At 56.6% G+C, this 17228-nt stretch carries 17 protein-coding genes and 1 pseudogene; 17 read left to right on the forward strand and 1 reads right to left on the reverse strand.

Annotation, left to right across the window (positions count from 1 at the left end):
• The first annotated feature begins 101 nt into the window (after positions 1-101).
• From trpE to ypjB, 17 genes and pseudogenes are all read left to right on the forward strand, one after another.
• Positions 102-1628 carry an anthranilate synthase component I gene (gene trpE / locus AP057_RS09080; RefSeq protein ID WP_033014003.1) on the forward strand — a complete coding sequence of 509 codons (1527 nt, stop codon included), beginning with the start codon at positions 102-104 and terminating at the stop codon, positions 1626-1628.
• Positions 1622-2641, forward strand: coding sequence for an anthranilate phosphoribosyltransferase (trpD, locus tag AP057_RS09085; RefSeq protein ID WP_049624821.1), 1020 nt, complete (start codon positions 1622-1624; stop codon positions 2639-2641). The genes trpE and trpD overlap by 7 nt, the downstream gene beginning before the upstream one ends.
• Positions 2634-3410 (forward strand): indole-3-glycerol phosphate synthase TrpC, encoded by a 777-nt coding sequence (gene trpC / locus AP057_RS09090; protein WP_053532478.1) that lies wholly within the window; start codon positions 2634-2636, stop codon positions 3408-3410. Before trpD ends, trpC begins: the two co-directional genes overlap by 8 nt.
• Positions 3397-4020 (forward strand): annotated as a pseudogene (locus AP057_RS09095) (phosphoribosylanthranilate isomerase); the annotation flags it as partial. The gene trpC and the pseudogene AP057_RS09095, both read left to right, overlap by 14 nt.
• A gap of 109 nt (positions 4021-4129) precedes the next feature.
• Positions 4130-5344 carry a tryptophan synthase subunit beta gene (trpB, locus tag AP057_RS09100; RefSeq protein WP_055358575.1) on the forward strand — a complete coding sequence of 405 codons (1215 nt, stop codon included), beginning with the start codon at positions 4130-4132 and terminating at the stop codon, positions 5342-5344.
• The gene (trpA, locus tag AP057_RS09105) at positions 5325-6134 is read left to right on the forward strand and encodes a tryptophan synthase subunit alpha (RefSeq protein ID WP_171698129.1); all 810 of its coding nucleotides are present in this window, start codon (positions 5325-5327) and stop codon (positions 6132-6134) included. Before trpB ends, trpA begins: the two co-directional genes overlap by 20 nt.
• Positions 6135-6166: 32 nt before the next feature.
• Positions 6167-7264, forward strand: a complete 1098-nt coding sequence (gene hisC / locus AP057_RS09110; RefSeq protein ID WP_033014006.1) for a histidinol-phosphate transaminase — start codon at positions 6167-6169, stop codon at positions 7262-7264.
• An 89-nt stretch (positions 7265-7353) separates the two neighbouring features.
• Positions 7354-8457 carry a prephenate dehydrogenase gene (locus AP057_RS09115; RefSeq protein ID WP_055358576.1) on the forward strand — a complete coding sequence of 368 codons (1104 nt, stop codon included), beginning with the start codon at positions 7354-7356 and terminating at the stop codon, positions 8455-8457.
• Between the two features lie 28 nt (positions 8458-8485).
• Positions 8486-9775, forward strand: a complete 1290-nt coding sequence (gene aroA, locus AP057_RS09120) for a 3-phosphoshikimate 1-carboxyvinyltransferase (RefSeq protein ID WP_055358577.1) — start codon at positions 8486-8488, stop codon at positions 9773-9775.
• Between the two features lie 329 nt (positions 9776-10104).
• Positions 10105-11361, forward strand: a complete 1257-nt coding sequence (locus tag AP057_RS09125) for a tetratricopeptide repeat protein (protein WP_055358578.1) — start codon at positions 10105-10107, stop codon at positions 11359-11361.
• 56 nt (positions 11362-11417) lie between these two features.
• A complete protein-coding gene (locus AP057_RS09130; protein ID WP_033014010.1) occupies positions 11418-11951 on the forward strand; it encodes a ReoY family proteolytic degradation factor in 534 nt (177 codons plus the stop codon).
• A gap of 86 nt (positions 11952-12037) precedes the next feature.
• Complete coding sequence (locus AP057_RS09135; protein WP_055358579.1) at positions 12038-12493, forward strand: YpiF family protein; 456 nt, start codon at positions 12038-12040, stop codon at positions 12491-12493.
• A 144-nt stretch (positions 12494-12637) separates the two neighbouring features.
• Positions 12638-13147 (forward strand): ubiquinol-cytochrome c reductase iron-sulfur subunit, encoded by a 510-nt coding sequence (locus tag AP057_RS09140; RefSeq protein WP_055358580.1) that lies wholly within the window; start codon positions 12638-12640, stop codon positions 13145-13147.
• A 3-nt stretch (positions 13148-13150) separates the two neighbouring features.
• Entirely contained in the window at positions 13151-13825 is a 675-nt protein-coding gene (gene qcrB / locus AP057_RS09145) for a menaquinol-cytochrome c reductase cytochrome b subunit (protein WP_011231676.1), read from the forward strand.
• A gap of 49 nt (positions 13826-13874) precedes the next feature.
• Positions 13875-14639 carry a menaquinol-cytochrome c reductase cytochrome b/c subunit gene (locus AP057_RS09150; protein WP_055358581.1) on the forward strand — a complete coding sequence of 255 codons (765 nt, stop codon included), beginning with the start codon at positions 13875-13877 and terminating at the stop codon, positions 14637-14639.
• A 78-nt stretch (positions 14640-14717) separates the two neighbouring features.
• Complete coding sequence (locus tag AP057_RS09155) at positions 14718-15341, forward strand: DUF1405 domain-containing protein (RefSeq protein ID WP_055358582.1); 624 nt, start codon at positions 14718-14720, stop codon at positions 15339-15341.
• Between the two features lie 89 nt (positions 15342-15430).
• Complete coding sequence (gene ypjB / locus AP057_RS09160) at positions 15431-16219, forward strand: sporulation protein YpjB (RefSeq protein ID WP_055358583.1); 789 nt, start codon at positions 15431-15433, stop codon at positions 16217-16219.
• A gap of 115 nt (positions 16220-16334) precedes the next feature.
• Here ypjB and AP057_RS09165 read toward each other — a convergent pair whose 3' ends face one another.
• On the reverse strand, positions 16335-17207 hold the full coding sequence (locus AP057_RS09165) for a YitT family protein (protein WP_055358584.1): 873 nt from the start codon (positions 17205-17207) through the stop codon (positions 16335-16337).
• Positions 17208-17228: the final 21 nt, after the last annotated feature.

The following is a 17228-nucleotide window of genomic DNA, read 5'->3' on the forward strand; positions in this document are numbered from 1 at the left end:
CATCTGCCCAAAGACAATGGTCTTTGGGCGTTTTCTTTCCCCATTTTCGCCTCATAAACTCTCATTCTCCGCCCGATGAATCAGAAAGGGAGGAGAAAGGGATGTCCATTGATCGGCTAGCCGCTTTTTTAGCGGATGCTCGCCAGTTTCGCACCATCCCGATCATGCGCAAATTTTTAGCCGATGTCATCGAACCGTTGCAAGTGTTTGCCAATTTGCGCGAGGAAGCGGTGTTTCTGCTTGAAAGCAAAGACGACGAATCGCCATGGGCGCGTTATTCGTTTATCGGCGTGGCCCCATTTTTGACGCTTGAGAGCGAGACAGGAGAAACGTTTTTGATCAAAGACGAGAACGGAAATGTCCAAATGACGGCGTCGACGTTGAAAGAAGCGTTTCAAGCGGTCGAGCGGGCGCTTTGCGTTAAGCCGCTCGCCGAAGCGGCGCCGTTTACGGGCGGCGCGGTCGGCTTTTTAGGCTATGATTTCATTTCCGCCATTGAAAAGGTGCCGCGCCATCGTGCCCCCGACCTAGCCATGAAAGCCGGGCATTTTGTGTTTTGCGAGTCGCTGTTCGCTTTTGATCACGAAAAACGCGAGCTGTCTCTCATTCATTATATCCGGTTGAAGGGTCATGAAACGATGCAGGAGAAAATCGCGATATACCGAGCCGCCGAAGAACGCATCGCCGCGCTGGCAGCGAAAGCGTCGCGCCCTCGGGCCGAACAGCCGCTGCTGCCGGCCGAAGACGAGGCCGAGCGGGCCGCCTTGTTCTCGAAAGCGTCGTCCAATTACGAAAAAGAGCAATTTTTGCGTGACGTCGAGGCGGTGAAACAGTATATTGCGGCCGGCGATGTATTTCAGGCGGTGCTGTCGCAGCGGTTCTCCGTCCCGGTGCAAGCGGGTGGGTTCGCCATTTATCGCATCTTGCGCCACATCAACCCGTCGCCGTACATGTTTTATTTTCGGCTTGACGGCATTGAAATTGTCGGTAGTTCGCCGGAAAAGCTCATCCAAGTGCGCAACCGGCGCGCCGAGATCGACCCGATCGCCGGAACAAGGCGGCGCGGACGCTCGCCGGCGGAGGATGAAAAGCTCGCCGACGAGCTGTACCATGACCCGAAAGAGCGGGCGGAGCATTATATGCTCGTCGATTTGGCGCGCAATGACATCGGCCGGGTGGCGAAGTACGGAACGGTCGAGGTGCCGGTGTTGATGGAAATCGGCAAGTTCTCTCATGTGATGCATTTAATTTCCAAAGTCGTCGGCGTGCTTGACGACGACATCCACCCGATCGACGCGCTCTTGGCTGCTTTTCCGGCTGGAACGGTGAGCGGGGCGCCCAAAGTGCGGGCGATGCAAATCTTGCAGGAGCTCGAGCCGACCGCCCGAGGATTGTACGCTGGAGCGATCGCGTACATCGGCTTTGACGGCAGCATTGATTCGTGCATCGCCATCCGGACGGCGGTCATTAAAGACGGTTATGCGTACGTGCAGGCCGGCGCCGGCATTGTCGCCGACTCGGTTCCGGAGCTTGAATGGAAAGAGACGCGCAACAAGGCGAGCGCCCTCATTTACGCCATCGAACAAGCGGAACGATTATTTGCGAAAGGGGAACAGATCGTATGTTAAAGCGGTTGCTTTCCAAATGCGCGGAAGGGGAAACATTGACGGAAGCGGAAGCGTACGAAGCCATGAATGCCGTGATGTCCGGCGAGGCGACGGACAGCCAGATTGCGAGTTTGGTATCCATCTTGCGCGTGCGCGGCGAGACGGTCGATGAGATCGCCGGGTTTGTGCGGGCGATGCGCGATCGGATGACCACGATCGACGCCGGCGATGACGTCATCGACACGTGCGGGACGGGCGGCGACGGGGCGGCGACGTTCAACGTCTCGACAGCGGCGGCCATTGTCGTTTCGTCGCTCGGGGTCAAAGTCGCCAAGCACGGCAATCGCGCCGTTTCCTCGAAAAGCGGAAGCGCCGATGTGCTCGAGCGGCTCGGCATCGACATTCCCGCGTCGCCTGAGGCCGCCAAACAGGCGCTCGAAACAAAAGGATTGGCGTTTTTGTTCGCCCCCTTGTATCATGCGGCGATGAAATATGCTGCCGGCCCGCGGAAAGAGATCGGGTTTCGCACGATCTTCAATTTGATCGGCCCGCTGGCCAATCCGGCGCGTTGCAAGCGGCAAGTTATCGGCGTCTATTCGACCCGCTACGCCGAGAAGCTGGCGGAAACGATGCGCCGTCTCGGCTCTGAGCACGTGGTGTTTGTCACCGGCCGCGACGGGCTCGATGAGTGCAGCATCGCCGCTGAGACGGATGTTGTGGAACTGAAAGACGGTGACATTCGCCGTTTCGTCCTCACTCCGGAAAGCGTCGGCCTGCGGCGCGGCGGGCTCGCTGACGTGCAAGTGCGCAGTTCGGAGGAAAGCGCCGCACTGCTTGAAGCCGTCATGGACGGCACGGCGCCGGCGAGCGCGATCGATATCACCGCCCTCAACGCCGGCGTTGCGCTGTACGCAGCCGGCAAGGCGGAGACGATCGCCGCTGGGGTGGCGATGGCGAAAGACGCCATTTTGGTCAAAACGGCGTACGAGCAGCTGCAGCGCCTGCGCCGAAAGGAAGTGGTCCACGGTGCTTGAGCAAATTTTGGCAACCAAACGGGAAGAACTCGAAACATTGACCATGCCAGAACCGCTGCCGGAGCCGAAGCGCCGGCCGTTCGCCGCGGCGCTCCGGCGGCCGCGGCGGGCGCTCGGTTTGATCGCTGAAGTGAAAAAGGCGTCGCCGTCAAAAGGCCTCATTCGCGCCGATTTTGATCCGGCGGCCATCGCCAAAGCATACGAGCGCGCCGGAGCCGATGCGATCAGCGTGTTGACGGATGAACGTTACTTCCAGGGACACCGCAGCTATTTGCGCCTTGTGAAAGAAACGGTGGATATTCCGGTGCTGCGCAAAGATTTCATCATCGACCGCCGGCAAGTGGAAGAAAGCGCCCGGCTCGGGGCTGACGCGATTTTATTGATCGGCGAGGCGCTGGCGCCGGAAACGCTCGAGGCGCTTTACCGCGAGGCGTACGACATCGGGTTGGAATGCCTCGTCGAAGTGCACGCAAAAGAGACGCTCGAGCGGCTGCTTGACCGGTTCACTCCGGAAGTGATCGGCATTAACAACCGCGACTTGCATACGTTTGTGACGGCGCTTGAGGCGACAAAAGCGCTGGCGCCGCTTATTCCGCCGTCATGCGTTATCGTCAGCGAAAGCGGGATCAGCTCTTGGCGCGACGTCGAAACGGTCCGCTCGTACGGGGCGCAGGCGATGCTCGTCGGCGAGTCGCTCATGCGCCAGGCGGACGTCGAGCGGGCTGTCTACCGGCTGTTCGGGGAGGATGGCGGCCATGATCCGGCTTAAATATTGCGGCAACCGCTCCGCCGAAGATGTGCGGGCCGCCTTGGCAAGCGGGGCGGACTACCTCGGGTTTATTTTTGCGGACAGCAAGCGGCGCGTCTCGCCTGCTGAGGTGAAGCGCTGGCTGGCGTCAGCGCCGCTTGGCGGCAAACAGCTCGTCGGGGTGTTTGTCAATGCCGCGGCGGAGCAGATTGCCGCTGTCACTGCTGAATTGCCGCTTCATATCATCCAATGCCATGGCCGCGAGACGCCAACTGAGGTGGCTGCTGTGAAAGAAGTGACACGGCGCGCTGTTTGGAAGGCGATCCATCACGACGATGGAGCGCTTGAGGCGATGAAGCAGTACGCTGGGGTGGCTGATGGCTATGTTGTCGACAGCCGCGTCGCCGGCTTGTGGGGCGGGACCGGCGTCGCGTTCGACTGGGAGGCGGTGCCGCGCTATTTGGAAGAAGCGGCGCGCCAAGGCGTGCCCTGCTTCATCGCCGGCGGCGTCACACCGGACAATATTGAGCGACTGCTCCTCTACCGCCCGGATGGCATCGATATCAGCAGCGGCATTGAAACGGACGGGCGCAAAGATCCGAAAAAGATGAAACAGATTGAAGAAAAAATAACATATTGGGCTAAAGAAACAAAGGATGTTTTCGAAACCGCAGCGAACACATGCCCAGACAACGTTGGAGCATGTTTCACGTTTGGAAACAAGAAGGTGGGGATGAGTGATGGAACGCGTTCCGAATGAACATGGGCGGTTTGGCGATTTCGGCGGCAAGTTTGTCCCGGAGACGCTCATGCTTCCGCTTGAGGAAATCGAAGCCGAGCTTGACAAAGCGCTGGCGGACGAATCGTTCAAACAAGAATATATCCGCATTTTGCAGCACTACTCCGGGCGGCCGACTCCGCTCACGTTCGCGCCGAATTTGACACGGCAGCTTGGTGGCGCGAAAATGTATTTAAAGCGCGAAGATTTAAACCATACCGGCGCCCATAAAATCAACAATGCCATCGGCCAGGCGCTTTTGGCGAAACGGATGGGCAAGAAAAAGCTGATCGCGGAAACCGGCGCCGGCCAACATGGGGTGGCGGCCGCGACCGTGGCGGCCCATTTCGGGATGGACTGCATCGTCTTTATGGGAGAGGAAGACATCAAGCGGCAAGAGTTGAACGTATTTCGCATGAAGCTGCTTGGCGCGGAAGTGGCGCCGGTCTCAAGCGGCAACCGGACGTTGAAAGACGCGACAAACGAGGCGATTCGCTATTGGGTCGCCCATTGCGACGACCATTTTTACATGATCGGCTCGGTGGTCGGCCCGCACCCGTACCCGAAAATGGTGCGCGAGTTTCAACGCATCATTGGCGATGAGGCGAAAGAGCAGTTTCTCGCCTGCGAAGGGAAGCTGCCCGATGTCATCGTCGCCTGCGTTGGCGGCGGCAGCAACGCCATCGGCATGTTTTACCCGTTTTTGCAAGATGACGTCCGCCTTGTCGGGGTGGAAGCCGCCGGCAAAGGCATTGACACCCCTTACCATGCCGCGACGATCACGAAAGGGACGAAAGGGGTCATCCACGGGGCGATGACGTACTTGCTGCAGGATGAGTACGGGCAAATTGTCGAGCCGTACTCGATCTCAGCCGGCCTCGATTACCCCGGCGTCGGTCCGGAGCATGCCTATTTAGCGAGCATCGGCCGCGTCCGCTACGAAAGCGTGACCGACGAGGAAGCGGTCGCGGCGTTTCGGCTGCTGGCGCAAACAGAAGGCATCATTCCGGCGATTGAGTCGGCCCATGCGGTGGCGAAAGCCGTGGAGCTCGCCCAAGCGATGTCGCCGGATGAAACGGTGCTCATTTGCCTGTCCGGCCGCGGCGATAAAGACGTGCAAACGATGATGCGCCATCTTGGCGCGAAAGAAGGTGAAGATGTTGCTGCTATCCGTTAATCCGCCGCTGTTTATTCCCTTTATTGTCGCCGGCGACCCGTCGCCTGAGGTGACGGTGGATTTGGCCTTGGCGCTTGAGGAGGCCGGCGCCGATCTATTGGAGCTTGGCGTGCCGTACTCCGACCCGCTCGCCGACGGACCGACGATCCAGCGCGCCGCCGCCCGGGCGCTTGCCGGGAACATGACGTTGCCGAAAGCCATTCATCTCGTCGCCGAAATGCGAAAAAAGGGGGTAACCATTCCGATTATTCTCTTTACGTATTACAATCCTGTGTTACAATTAGGAGAAGAGTCCTTTTTTGCTTTAGCGCGGGAAAATGGCGCCAACGGCGTGCTCATTCCCGATTTGCCGTTTGAAGAAAGCGGTCCGCTCCGCGAACTGGGCGAGCGGTTTGGCCTTCCGCTCATTTCGCTCGTCGCGCCGACGTCAAAGCAGCGGATTGAGCGGATCGCTTCGGCAGCGCAAGGGTTTTTGTATTGCGTTTCCTCGCTTGGCGTCACCGGTGTGCGCGAAACGTTGCCGGAGTCGCTTGGCGATTTTGTCAGTGAAGTCAAGCGGCATAGCCGTGTGCCGGTCGCTGTCGGGTTCGGCATCTCCACGCCCGAACAAGTGGCGATGCTGAAAGAGGTGTGCGATGGCGTCGTCATCGGCAGCGCCCTTGTGCAAAAAGTGGAACAGTTGGGGGAACGGCTGCTGGCGCCGGAAGAAAAAGAAGCGGCCATCGCCGAGTTTGCCGCCTACGCCCGCTCGCTCGCCGCGCCGCTTCACGCGCCGTGTTCTTTGCGCTAAAAGTTCCGATGATGAAGGAGTTGGCAACGCGAATGCAAGTGAAAGAGCAGCTTCGGGGACTTCCCCCATACCAGCCGGGAAAATCGATTGAGGAAGTGAAGCGGGAATACGGCCTTTCTGATATTATTAAACTAGCTTCCAATGAAAATCCGTATGGGTCGTCGCCGGCGGCCAAAGCGGCCATCGCCGCCGAGCTTGACCGTCTTGCCGTTTATCCGGACGGCTACGCCCGCACGCTGCGCGAAAAGGTGGCAACGCATCTTGGCGTCAAGGAAACGCAGCTTTTGTTTGGCAACGGCTCGGATGAAGTTGTGCAAATTTTTTGCCGCGCCTTTTTGGAGCCGGGCACGAATACGGTGATGGCGGCGCCGACATTTCCGCAATATCGCCATAACGCGGTCATCGAGCGGGCGGAAGTGCGCGAAGTGCCGCTTGTCGACGGGCGCCATGACTTAGAGGCGATGCTGTCTGCCATCGATGAACGGACGCGCCTCGTTTGGATTTGCAACCCGAACAACCCGACCGGCACGTATGTGAACGAAACGGAATTGCGCGCCTTTTTGGACCGCGTGCCGCCGCATGTGCTTGTCGTGTTGGATGAAGCGTATTATGAATACGTCACGGCTCCCGATTATCCACAGACGGTGCCGCTTTTAAATGAATACAGCCAGCTCGTGGTGATGCGCACGTTTTCAAAGGCGTACGGGCTCGCCGCGCTCCGTATCGGCTACGGCATCGCCAGCGAAGCGCTCATCCGCGCCGTTGAACCGGCGCGCGAGCCGTTTAACACGTCAACCGTCGCTCAAGCGGCCGCGGCGGCTGCGCTTGATGACCAGGCGTTCCTCCGCGCCTGCGTCGAACGAAACCGCGCCGAACTCGAGCGGTATTACCGCTTTTGCGACGAGCACGGCCTCAAGTACTATCCGTCGCAAACAAATTTTGTATTTATCGATTTCGGCATTGATGGCAATGAGGTGTTTCAATATTTGCTCGAGCGGGGCGTGATCGTCCGCTCCGGCCGGGCCCTCGGTTTGCCGACCGGTGTGCGCGTCACGATTGGCACGAAAGAGCAAAACGACCGAGTGTTTGAAACGATTGCTAGCATGCTGCGGGAAAAACAGCTCGCCTGACCGGCTTCGCGGCCGCCCAGGCGGAACGATGAGCCCGTTGCTTTTCAGAAGCAGCGGGCGTATGTTTACATACAAAGAAGGTGAGACCATTGGAAGGAAACGTGTTTATCGTCGGCCTCGGCTTAATCGGCGGGTCGATCGCCTTAGCCATTAAAAAGGCGCATCCAGCAGCAGTCGTCATCGGCTACGATGTCAACGGCCATCAGCTTGGTTTGGCGCGTTCGCTTAAGGTGATTGACGAAACGGCTCGCACGCTTGAGGAGGGGTTTGCCGCCGCGGATTTGATTGTTCTTGCCACTCCGGTCATGCAGACCGAATCGATTTTAGCCGCCATGCCGATTGAGCAGCTGAAGCGCGGTGTGATCGTCACCGATGTTGGCAGCACGAAGCAGCGCATCGTCCAAGGCGCGCGCCGTCTGTTGGAGGCGGGCGTGGCGTTTATCGGCGGCCATCCGATGGCCGGATCGCATAAAAGCGGAGTGGCGGCCGCCCGCGCCCATTTGTTTGAAAACGCCTTTTACATTTTGACGCCGACGGATGATGTGCCGCTCGAACGGGTGGAAACGCTAAAACAATGGCTTTCCGGGACGAAGGCGCAGTTTGTCGTGTTAACGCCGGAAGAGCATGACCGCATCACCGGGGTGATCAGCCATTTTCCGCACTTGATTGCCGCCAGCCTCGTCCATCAGGCGCGCGAGTACGAAAGCAAAAACGCTCTTGTCAGCCGGCTTGCGGCCGGCGGCTTCCGCGATATTACGCGCATTGCATCGAGCAATCCGGAAATGTGGCGCGATATTCTCATTCATAATAAACGCGAGATGCTCGCGCTGTTTGACCGCTGGATGGCGGAGATGGAGCGGCTGCGCTCGTTTGTCGAGGAAGAAAACAGCATCGCCATTTACCATTACTTTCTCGAAGCCAAGCAGTTTCGCGATGGGCTGCCGGCGCGGACGAAAGGAGCGATCCCGTCGTTTTACGATTTGTATGTCGATGTGCCGGACTACCCGGGCGTCATTTCCGAGGTGACCGGCTATTTGGCGCAGGAAAACATCAGCATTACTAACATTCGCATTATTGAGACGCGCGAAGAAATTTACGGGGTGCTCCGCCTCAGCTTCCAAAGCGAAGACGACCGGGCGCGGGCGAAGGCGTGCCTCGCCAAGCATACGAACTATGCGACATATGAAGGATAGCAACGAAAAAACAATGGAGGGATGTTGCATGCAGCTGCCAACAAACGTGTCATCGCTCCGGGGGACGCTTGAAGTGCCCGGCGACAAATCGATTTCCCACCGCGCCGTCATGCTTGGGGCGCTCGCTTCCGGCCGGACGGTCATCGATCACTTTTTGCCCGGCGCCGATTGTTTAAGCACGATCGATTGTTTCCGCCGCCTTGGCGTCGACATCCGCCGGGACGGGACGCATGTTGTGGTTGAAGGAGCAGGGCCGGGCGGGCTGCGTGAGCCAAGTGCTGTGCTTGATGTCGGCAACTCTGGCACCACGGCGCGCCTGCTTTTAGGCATTTTGGCCGGACAGCCGTTTCACGCCTGTCTCATCGGCGACGAGTCGATCGCCAAGCGGCCGATGGCGCGAGTGACGAAGCCGCTTCGCGAAATGGGAGCGCACATTGACGGGCGCGATGGCGGGAATTATACGCCGCTTTCCATCCGCGGTGGTGCTCTCCGTCCGCTTCGCTACACCTCGCCGATCGCAAGCGCTCAAGTGAAATCGGCGATTTTGCTTGCCGGCTTGTTTGCCGACGGGGTGACGTCTGTGACCGAGCCGCACCGCTCGCGCGATCATACGGAGCGGATGGTTCGGCTGTTCGGCGGCGAGATGAAAGTGGAAGGCTTGACCGTCTCGGTCGCCGGTCCGCAGCGTTTGCGCGGAACGCACGTTTACGTTCCCGGCGACATTTCCTCGGCCGCCTTTTTCCTTGCCGCAGGGGCCATTGTGCCGAACAGCGAAATTACGCTGAAAAACGTCGGCCTAAATCCGACGCGGACCGGCATTATTGACGTGCTCATACAAATGGGCGCTGAGATTGCAATTGAACATGTCCGCCATGAGGACACAGAGCCGGTCGGCGACATCACGGTCCGCACGTCGGCGCTTGGCGCTGTCGAAATTGGCGGCGACTTGATTCCAAGGTTGATCGATGAAATCCCCATCATCGCCTTGCTCGCGACGCAAGCCGAGGGGACGACGGTCATTAAAGACGCCAGTGAATTGAAAGTAAAAGAGACGAACCGAATCGATACAGTTGTTACGGAGCTGAAAAAGTTCGGCGCCGATATTGAAGCGACCGATGACGGCATGATCATCCGCGGCAAAACGCCGCTCGCGGCCGATGGGATCGTCGTAGACAGCCATGGCGACCACCGGATCGGCATGATGCTCGCCATCGCCGCCTGCTGCGCCAAAGGCACGGTCCGTCTTGAGCGTCCGGAGGCGGTCGCTGTCTCGTACCCGGCGTTTTTCTCTGATTTGCGCTCTTTAGTAAACGGGTGAGAACGAACGTCCAAGGATGGAGCGAAAGCGGGAGTGAACCCGCCGGCTGTTGATGCCCCCGCCCCAAGCGGGCGGGCGGTCATATTTTGCATTGTCCGTTCATATGTTGTCAATAAGAGGAATAATTGGCGCCGCTTTTTGAAATCGGATACATTACCCAACAGCTGGTGCGGCGCGGTTGGCGAGCGGATCGGTTGCCGAAACGGCGATTGTCGATTATGATAAAACATGTTCCCGTTGTGCCGGTACATACCAATGCGGACAGCGAGGGCGGGAAGCGCCGCCCTGTCAGGCAACCTACTTGTCGTTGTAAGAGAGGTTTCGAAACCATGACACGTGTTGAACAAATCATTCGTCTAGTGGAAAACGGAAATGTTGACGAAGCGTTGGCGCTTGTGCCAAAAGTGAAAAAGTACGGCAGTGATGAGGAAAAATATACGCTGGCCGACTGTCTATACTCATGGGGGATGCTCGAGGAGGCAAAAGAGCTGCTCGAGGAACTGGCCAGCCGCTATCCGGACGACGGCGACGTCCGTCTGTTTTTGGCGGAAGTGTATACCGAGCTTGAAGCTGAAGACGAAGCGCTCGCCATTTTGATGGACATCAGCGAAGACGATCCGCAATTCGTCCGGGCGTGCCTGCTTGCGGCGGACCTGTATGAAATGCAAGGGCTGACCGAAGTCAGCGAACGGAAGCTAAAACAAGCGTACGAGAAAGCGCCGGATGAACCAGTCGTGCAATTCGCCTTAGCGGAGTTGTACTTTTCGCTCGGCGAGTACGCCAAAAGCGTGCCGCTTTATGAACAAGTGAGGAAAACGAACCGGGAGATCGCCGGCGTTTTGGTCGCTGAACGGCTCGCCGAGTCGCTTAGCCGCATCGGGGAGTTTGAGGCGGCGCTTCCGCACTATGAGGCGGCGCTTAACGAAAAAACGGACAGCCGGACGCTGTTCGCCTATGGGTTCACCGCCTTGCAGGCCGGCTATACGCAAACGGCCATTGACAAGCTTGGCGCCTTAAAAGAGCTTGATCCTGACTATGCTCCGCTTTACTTATATTTGGCCAAAGCGTATGAACAGGAAGGACAGCTTCAAAAAAGCTACGAAACGGTGCGGGAAGGCATCAGCATCGATGAATGGAACAAAGAGCTCCGCCTGTATGCCGGCAAGCTCGCGCTGAAACTGAACAAACCGGCCGAAGCGGAAGAGCAATTGCAAAAGGCGCTTGAAATCGACAATGGCTATGTCGAGGCGCTGACGGTGTTATCGGCGCTTTGGCTTCATGAGCAACGCTATGAGGACGTCGTGTCGCTCCTCGAGCGGGCGATGGCCGACGGCGAGTATGATCCGCAGTTTGAGTGGGATTTAGGGCGCGCCAAACACCGGTTGGAGCTGTATGATGATGCATTAAACCATTACGCCGAGGCATATAATTTCTTTAAGCATAACGTCGATTTTCTCGAAGAGTACGGATATTTTCTCATCGAAGAAGGAAATCGGGCCGCAGCGAGAGAAATATTTCAACAAATTGTTGCTCTCGACCCAAGCCATACGGAAGCGGCCGAGATGCTGCTTGAGCTCGAGGAGTAGGGGAGAAGCGGTGATCGAACCTCTTTCTTGGAAACCGATCGAGGGGGAAGCGCACAATGACGCACGTATCCGTCAATGAAAAAAAAGAATTCATCCGTTGGTTTTTAAGCCACTATCAGTTGAAACGGCGCGAATGCGTCTGGATTTTAAACTATTTGATGAGCCACGACCAATTGATGCAAAAGGTGCACTTTGTCGAGAACGCCCAATATTGCCCGCGTGGCATCGTGATGTCGACCCATTGCGTGGATGACGTGCCGTTTCGCTTCTACAAAGGGAATGTGATGACAACCGATGCAGAGAAATCGTTCCATGACATCCGTTTAAACCGCGACGAAGATATTTACATTCAACTGAATTTCCGCGCTTCTTTTCATTCGCCGCAATATGTCGCCGTGCTTGAGGAAAATCCGCACGCGCCCAAACAGGCGCAAGTGAGCGAAAACGACCAGCGCCTCGCCGAGCAGTTTTTGGAACGCTCCATTTACGAATTCCGGCGCGGGCGGCTCATGAAGCTGATTGACGAGGCGCTCGACCGCCATGATGAAGAGGCGTTCCGCCGCCTGACCGATGAATTAAACAAATTGTAAAAACCTTGCCGCCGGCAAGGTTTTTCTTTTGTCGAAAAATATGGTATGGTGATAAGGAACGAACTTTATGGCAAAGGGGAGTAACGATGAAATGGACAAGCGGGGACGTCGCCATCTACGAAAAAGAGCGCGACTACATTGATACGGCACTCATTCCGCTTTTGCCGGTGGCCATCGACCAAGGAGCGAGGCGGCTCGCCTCGGGCGGGGAGTTCGTCGGGCTTGTGGCCGCCGAGGCTGAGCGGCAGCTGAGAGGCCGTGTGTTTTTGCTGCCGGCGTTTGTGTATTTTGCCGATGAACCGCGGCCATCGCTGGCAGAGCGGCTGGCGGGCTGGACAAGCCGGCTTGGACAAGAGGGGATGAAGCATGTGTTTTACGTGACGTGTGACCCGGCGTGGCAAGAGGGCGAAGAAGCTGACCGCGTTTGGCTCGTTCCGGACGTTCCGCTCGAGAACATGGAGGAATCGTACAGGCACGAACTCGTCAAGGAGCAGGCGGCCGAGCTGATCCGCTTTTTCGTCAGCTGCTGGACAAAAAGGTAAGCTGGGCAAAGTCCGACGTTTTGCCGCCTGCGATATTGACCTTCTCCAGCAACTGAGCTATCATTAGAATGTCCTAGTTTTTCATATGTGTTATACATACAATCGTCCGGTGCGGACTTGATTTTGCATAGAGGGGGGAAGACGATGAACGACAACAAACATCGTGTAACGAGACGTCAGTTTTTAAACTACACGCTGACCGGCGTCGGCGGTTTTATGGCGGCAGGAATGCTGATGCCGATGCTCCGTTTTGCTTTCGATCCGGTCTTGAAGGATGAAGCAGGGACGGAGATGGTCGCGGTGGCGGACGTCAAAGAAATTACGACCGAACCGAAGCGCTTCGACTTTAAAGTGAAGGTGAAAGACGCTTGGTACGAGTCGGAAGAGCCGAAATCAGCTTGGGTGTACAAGGATGAAAAGGGGGACATTATCGCCCTGTCGCCGATTTGCAAACACCTTGGCTGTACGGTTGACTGGAACACGGATAAAGAGCATCCGAACCATTTTTTCTGTCCATGCCACTATGGTCTCTACACGAAAGACGGCACGAACGTTCCGGGGACGCCGCCGCAAGCGCCGCTTGACCGTTACGAGTACAAAGTGAAAGACGGCAAGCTGTATTTAGGCAAGGCGAAACCAAGAAAGGAGGCGTAATGCGTGTTAAACAAGCTGTATGACTGGGTTGATGAACGCTTAGATATTACGCCTTTATGGCGGGATATCGCCGATCACGAAGTTCCGGAGCACGTCAACCCGGCCCACCATTTTTCCGCCTTTGTCTATTGTTTCGGCGGGCTGACGTTTTTTGTCACGGTCATTCAAATTTTGTCGGGCATGTTTTTGACGATGTACTACGTCCCGGATATTAAAAACGCATGGGAATCGGTGTATTATTTGCAAAACGAAGTAGCGTTCGGCCAAATTGTGCGCGGCATGCACCACTGGGGGGCGAGCCTTGTCATCGTCATGATGTTCTTACATACGTTGCGCGTCTTTTTCCAAGGGGCGTATAAAAAGCCGCGCGAGATGAACTGGATCGTCGGCGTATTGATCTTTATGGTGATGATGGGTCTTGGCTTTACCGGTTACTTGTTGCCATGGGATATGAAAGCGCTGTTCGCGACGAAAGTCGGTTTGCAAATCGCGGAGGCGACGCCGCTTATCGGTCCGGCGATCAAAACGCTGTTGGCTGGAGATCCGGAAATTGTCGGCGCGCAAACGTTGACGCGCTTTTTTGCCATTCACGTCTTCTTCTTGCCGGCCGCTTTGCTCGGCTTAATGGCAGCGCACTTTTTAATGATTCGTAGACAAGGCATTTCCGGTCCGCTATGATCGGTCGGCCCGCGTTTCGAGGCGATAGAAAAAAGGAGGGAATCACGCAATGCATCGCGGAAAAGGAATGAAATTCGTCGGCGATTCCCGTGTTCCCGCGGTAAGAAAACCGAATATTCCGAAGGACTATTCAGAATATCCCGGGAAAACGGAAGTGTTTTGGCCGAACTTCCTGCTCAAGGAATGGTTGGTCGGTTCGGTCTTTCTCGTCGGTTTCTTATGCTTGACGGTCGCCCACCCGTCGCCGCTTGAGCGGATCGCTGACCCGACGGACACGACGTACGTGCCGCTGCCTGACTGGTATTTCTTGTTCTTATACCAATTGCTCAAATACTCGTATGCGTCTGGTCCGTATACGGTCGTCGGCGCGATCATCATCCCGGGGTTGGCGTTCGGCGCGCTCTTATTGGCGCCGTTTTTGGACCGCGGCCCAGAGCGCCGTCCTTGGAAGCGTCCGGTCGCGACCGGGATGATGCTGTTGGCGCTTGCGGCGATGATTTATTTGACATGGGAAGCGGTCGTCACACACGACTGGAAAAAAGCGGCTGAACAAGGGAAAATTCGCGCGGAAGTGGAAATTGATACGAACGCGGAAGGCTATAAAATCGCCCAAGCGAACACATGTACATCGTGTCACGGACAAAACTTGTCCGGCGGTGCTGGTCCGTCGCTCATCGGCACCGGCTTGACGCCGGAAGAGATCGCGAAGATCGCCAAAGAAGGGAAAGGCAACATGCCAGGTGGCATTTTTAAAGGCACGGATGAAGAGCTGAAAAAAATGGCGGAATTCATCGCCGGCTTAAAAGCGGAATAATTCGTTCGGCACGGAAAAGCTGACTCGCGTTAGTCAGCTTTTTTCGTGCTAACATGAAACCGAGGCGAGGTGCAGATGATGGCATGGCTTTATGCAATATTGGCCGCCCGGCCGGTTGTTTGGTTGCTGTTGTTCGTGAATGCCGCCGGCACCGTTTACGGCTATTATTGGTACCGCTATCAACTTGCGGAGACGCCGCCCGTCTTTTTGCCGTTTGTTCCCGACAGCCCGACGGCGAGCCTTTTTTTTGTGCTCGTCCTCACCGCTTGGTTGCTGGGTCGATCCTCGCCGCTGTTTGAGGCGCTCGCGTTGGTGACGCTTGTCAAATACGGGATTTGGGCCGTCGTCATGAACGTGCTCGTTTGGCGCGTCACGGGGACGCTCGATTGGGCTGGCTGGATGCTCGTTGTGTCGCACGGGGCGATGGCAGTCGAAGGCGCACTGTACGCTTCGTTTTATCGGTTTCGCTCCGTCCATCTCGCCTTGGCGGCGGTTTGGACGCTGCATAACGATGTCATCGATTACGTGTTTGGCATGATGCCTCGTTACCATATGTTGGAACGACACGCCGATCAAATTGGCTATTTTACCTTTTGGTTGAGCATGGCTTCCATTGCCGCTGCGTATTGGCTTGGCATCCGCGTGCGGCGGCAGCCGCTTTTGCCAGGCGGCCGTATCGATTTCCGTCCGAAAGCGGAATAGAAAATTCAGCCGCGTCTTGATGGCGGTTCCTTGGTCTACTCTTGTCCACTCCTTCATACATTGTAGTAATGAATGAGGGAGGGACGATGATGAAACGAATCGGGCTGGCCATGTTGTTATCGTTCATCTTTTTATGGCCAGCGCTCGTTGGCGCGGCCGGACGACCAAGCGGTTGGGAGCAGCTGGACGATATTTCCGACGAGGCGCTGCAGTTAGGGAAAAACGAGCGTTTTGCCGAAGCAAAAGAGGTGCTCCTCTATTTTTCTGAACGATTTTTTGCCCTTGAGGCGAAAAAACGGTTGAAAACGGCCGATGAGCTGCGGGCGGTGACTGTCACGCACGAACATGCCGTCAAAGCGATGACAGCGCCGATTCCAGACGAGGACAAGGTCGTTGCTCTTACACAGTTCCGCCTTGTCGTCGATGCTGTTCACTCCACCTATCAACCGCTCTGGTCCGAGATGGAATCCGCCGTCATGGAGGCGTTTGCCGTGATGGAACAGGCGGCGGAGCGCGGAGAGAGGAAGGCGTATGCGGCTGCCCTTCGCCGGTTTATGGATCGCTATGCCTTGATTGAGCCGAGCGTGAAAATCGATGTGCCTCCGAAAGAAGCGAAAAAGGTCGACCATGACCTCGAAGTGCTGCAAGGCGCTTCGTTTTGGCGGCTTGGCCAAAGCGAGCAGCGCGAGCAGCTTGCTGCCGCGCGCCGCAATATAGAAGCGTTGTTTGACGGGGTGAAAAAGGACGAAGCCGACCCGTCGCTCATTTGGGTCATGATTTCGACCGGTGGAATGATCGTCTTAACGTTGACGTATGTCGGCTGGCGGAAGTACAGAGGAGAAAAAGAGGCGAAGCGGGCGCGGCAGCCGGAAGAATAGGAGCCGGCTTGCTTTCAAGAGGGGGAATGGGTTCCCCCTCTTTTTTATTTTGACGGCTGCGCGGCACCTGGCAAGCCGGGCATGCCCCGAGATGTTGAGGACAGGGACTCAGTCCTTATTGCTCCAGCGGCCGCTTGTGCTCATCGAGCGTAAACCCTTCGCCGAGCACGTCGTGCACATCGGTGACCGCGACAAAGGCGTGCGGATCGACGGACATAATGACGCTTTTGAGGCGGGGCAATTCGTTTTTGGCCACGACGCAATACAGCACGTCACGGTCGCGTTTCGTATACGAGCCGCGCCCTTTGAGCACAGTGACGCCGCGCTCCATCTCTGTCAAGATCCGGTTGGCGATCTCTTCGCTTTTTTCTGAGATGATGGTCGCCCCTTTTGCCGCATAGCCGCCTTCCTGCAGAAAATCAATGACCCGGGCGGCGATAAAGACGGCGACCAACGTATACATCGCCTCGCGGTATGACAGGTAAAGAAGAAGTGACAACGTGATGACGGCGGCGTCAAAGGCAAACATCGTTTTGCCCATGCTGATGCCTTTGTATTTATGGACGAGGCGGGCGATAATGTCGACGCCGCCGGTTGTGCCGCCGTAGCGGAAAATAATGCCGAGGCCGACGCCGATAAACACGCCGGCAAACAGCGCTGCCAGCGTCATGTCGTGACGGAGCGGCATATGGATCATGTAGCGTTGGAAGATCGATAAAAAAATGGAAACCGCGACCGTGCCGATGACAGTATAAAGAAACGTCTGGCGGCCGAGCAACCTCCAACCGATCAAAAAGAGCGGAATATTGAGCGCCAGGTTGGTGATGGCCGGATCAAAACCAAACAAAAAATAAAGAAGAAGCGTAATGCCGGTAAACCCGCCTTCCGCCAAATTGTTTTGCATGTTGAAATGAACGAGCCCGAAGGCGAAAATGGCGGCGCCAAGCAAAATAAACAGGCAGTTTTTGATCTTTAGTCCAAAAATCATACCGTCCCTCCGTCCGCAAAA

The sequence above is a fragment of the Geobacillus sp. Sah69 genome, from assembly GCF_001414205.1.
Taxonomy (GTDB): domain Bacteria; phylum Bacillota; class Bacilli; order Bacillales; family Anoxybacillaceae; genus Geobacillus; species Geobacillus stearothermophilus.

What these genes read in the sequence shown, in the direction of transcription:
- AP057_RS09165 (WP_055358584.1), bottom strand. Translation starts at nt 17,207, where the DNA reads ATGATTTTTGGACTAAAGATCAAAAACTGCCTGTTTATTTTGCTTGGC.
- AP057_RS09150 (WP_055358581.1), top strand. Translation starts at nt 13,875, where the DNA reads ATGCATCGCGGAAAAGGAATGAAATTCGTCGGCGATTCCCGTGTTCCC.
- AP057_RS09135 (WP_055358579.1), top strand. Translation starts at nt 12,038, where the DNA reads ATGAAATGGACAAGCGGGGACGTCGCCATCTACGAAAAAGAGCGCGAC.
- AP057_RS09130 (WP_033014010.1), top strand. Translation starts at nt 11,418, where the DNA reads ATGACGCACGTATCCGTCAATGAAAAAAAAGAATTCATCCGTTGGTTT.
- aroA (WP_055358577.1), top strand. Translation starts at nt 8,486, where the DNA reads ATGCAGCTGCCAACAAACGTGTCATCGCTCCGGGGGACGCTTGAAGTG.
- trpB (WP_055358575.1), top strand. Translation starts at nt 4,130, where the DNA reads ATGGAACGCGTTCCGAATGAACATGGGCGGTTTGGCGATTTCGGCGGC.
- AP057_RS09140 (WP_055358580.1), top strand. Translation starts at nt 12,638, where the DNA reads ATGAACGACAACAAACATCGTGTAACGAGACGTCAGTTTTTAAACTAC.
- hisC (WP_033014006.1), top strand. Translation starts at nt 6,167, where the DNA reads ATGCAAGTGAAAGAGCAGCTTCGGGGACTTCCCCCATACCAGCCGGGA.
- trpA (WP_171698129.1), top strand. Translation starts at nt 5,325, where the DNA reads ATGTTGCTGCTATCCGTTAATCCGCCGCTGTTTATTCCCTTTATTGTC.
- trpD (WP_049624821.1), top strand. Translation starts at nt 1,622, where the DNA reads ATGTTAAAGCGGTTGCTTTCCAAATGCGCGGAAGGGGAAACATTGACG.
- AP057_RS09155 (WP_055358582.1), top strand. Translation starts at nt 14,718, where the DNA reads ATGGCATGGCTTTATGCAATATTGGCCGCCCGGCCGGTTGTTTGGTTG.
- AP057_RS09125 (WP_055358578.1), top strand. Translation starts at nt 10,105, where the DNA reads ATGACACGTGTTGAACAAATCATTCGTCTAGTGGAAAACGGAAATGTT.
- trpE (WP_033014003.1), top strand. Translation starts at nt 102, where the DNA reads ATGTCCATTGATCGGCTAGCCGCTTTTTTAGCGGATGCTCGCCAGTTT.
- ypjB (WP_055358583.1), top strand. Translation starts at nt 15,431, where the DNA reads ATGAAACGAATCGGGCTGGCCATGTTGTTATCGTTCATCTTTTTATGG.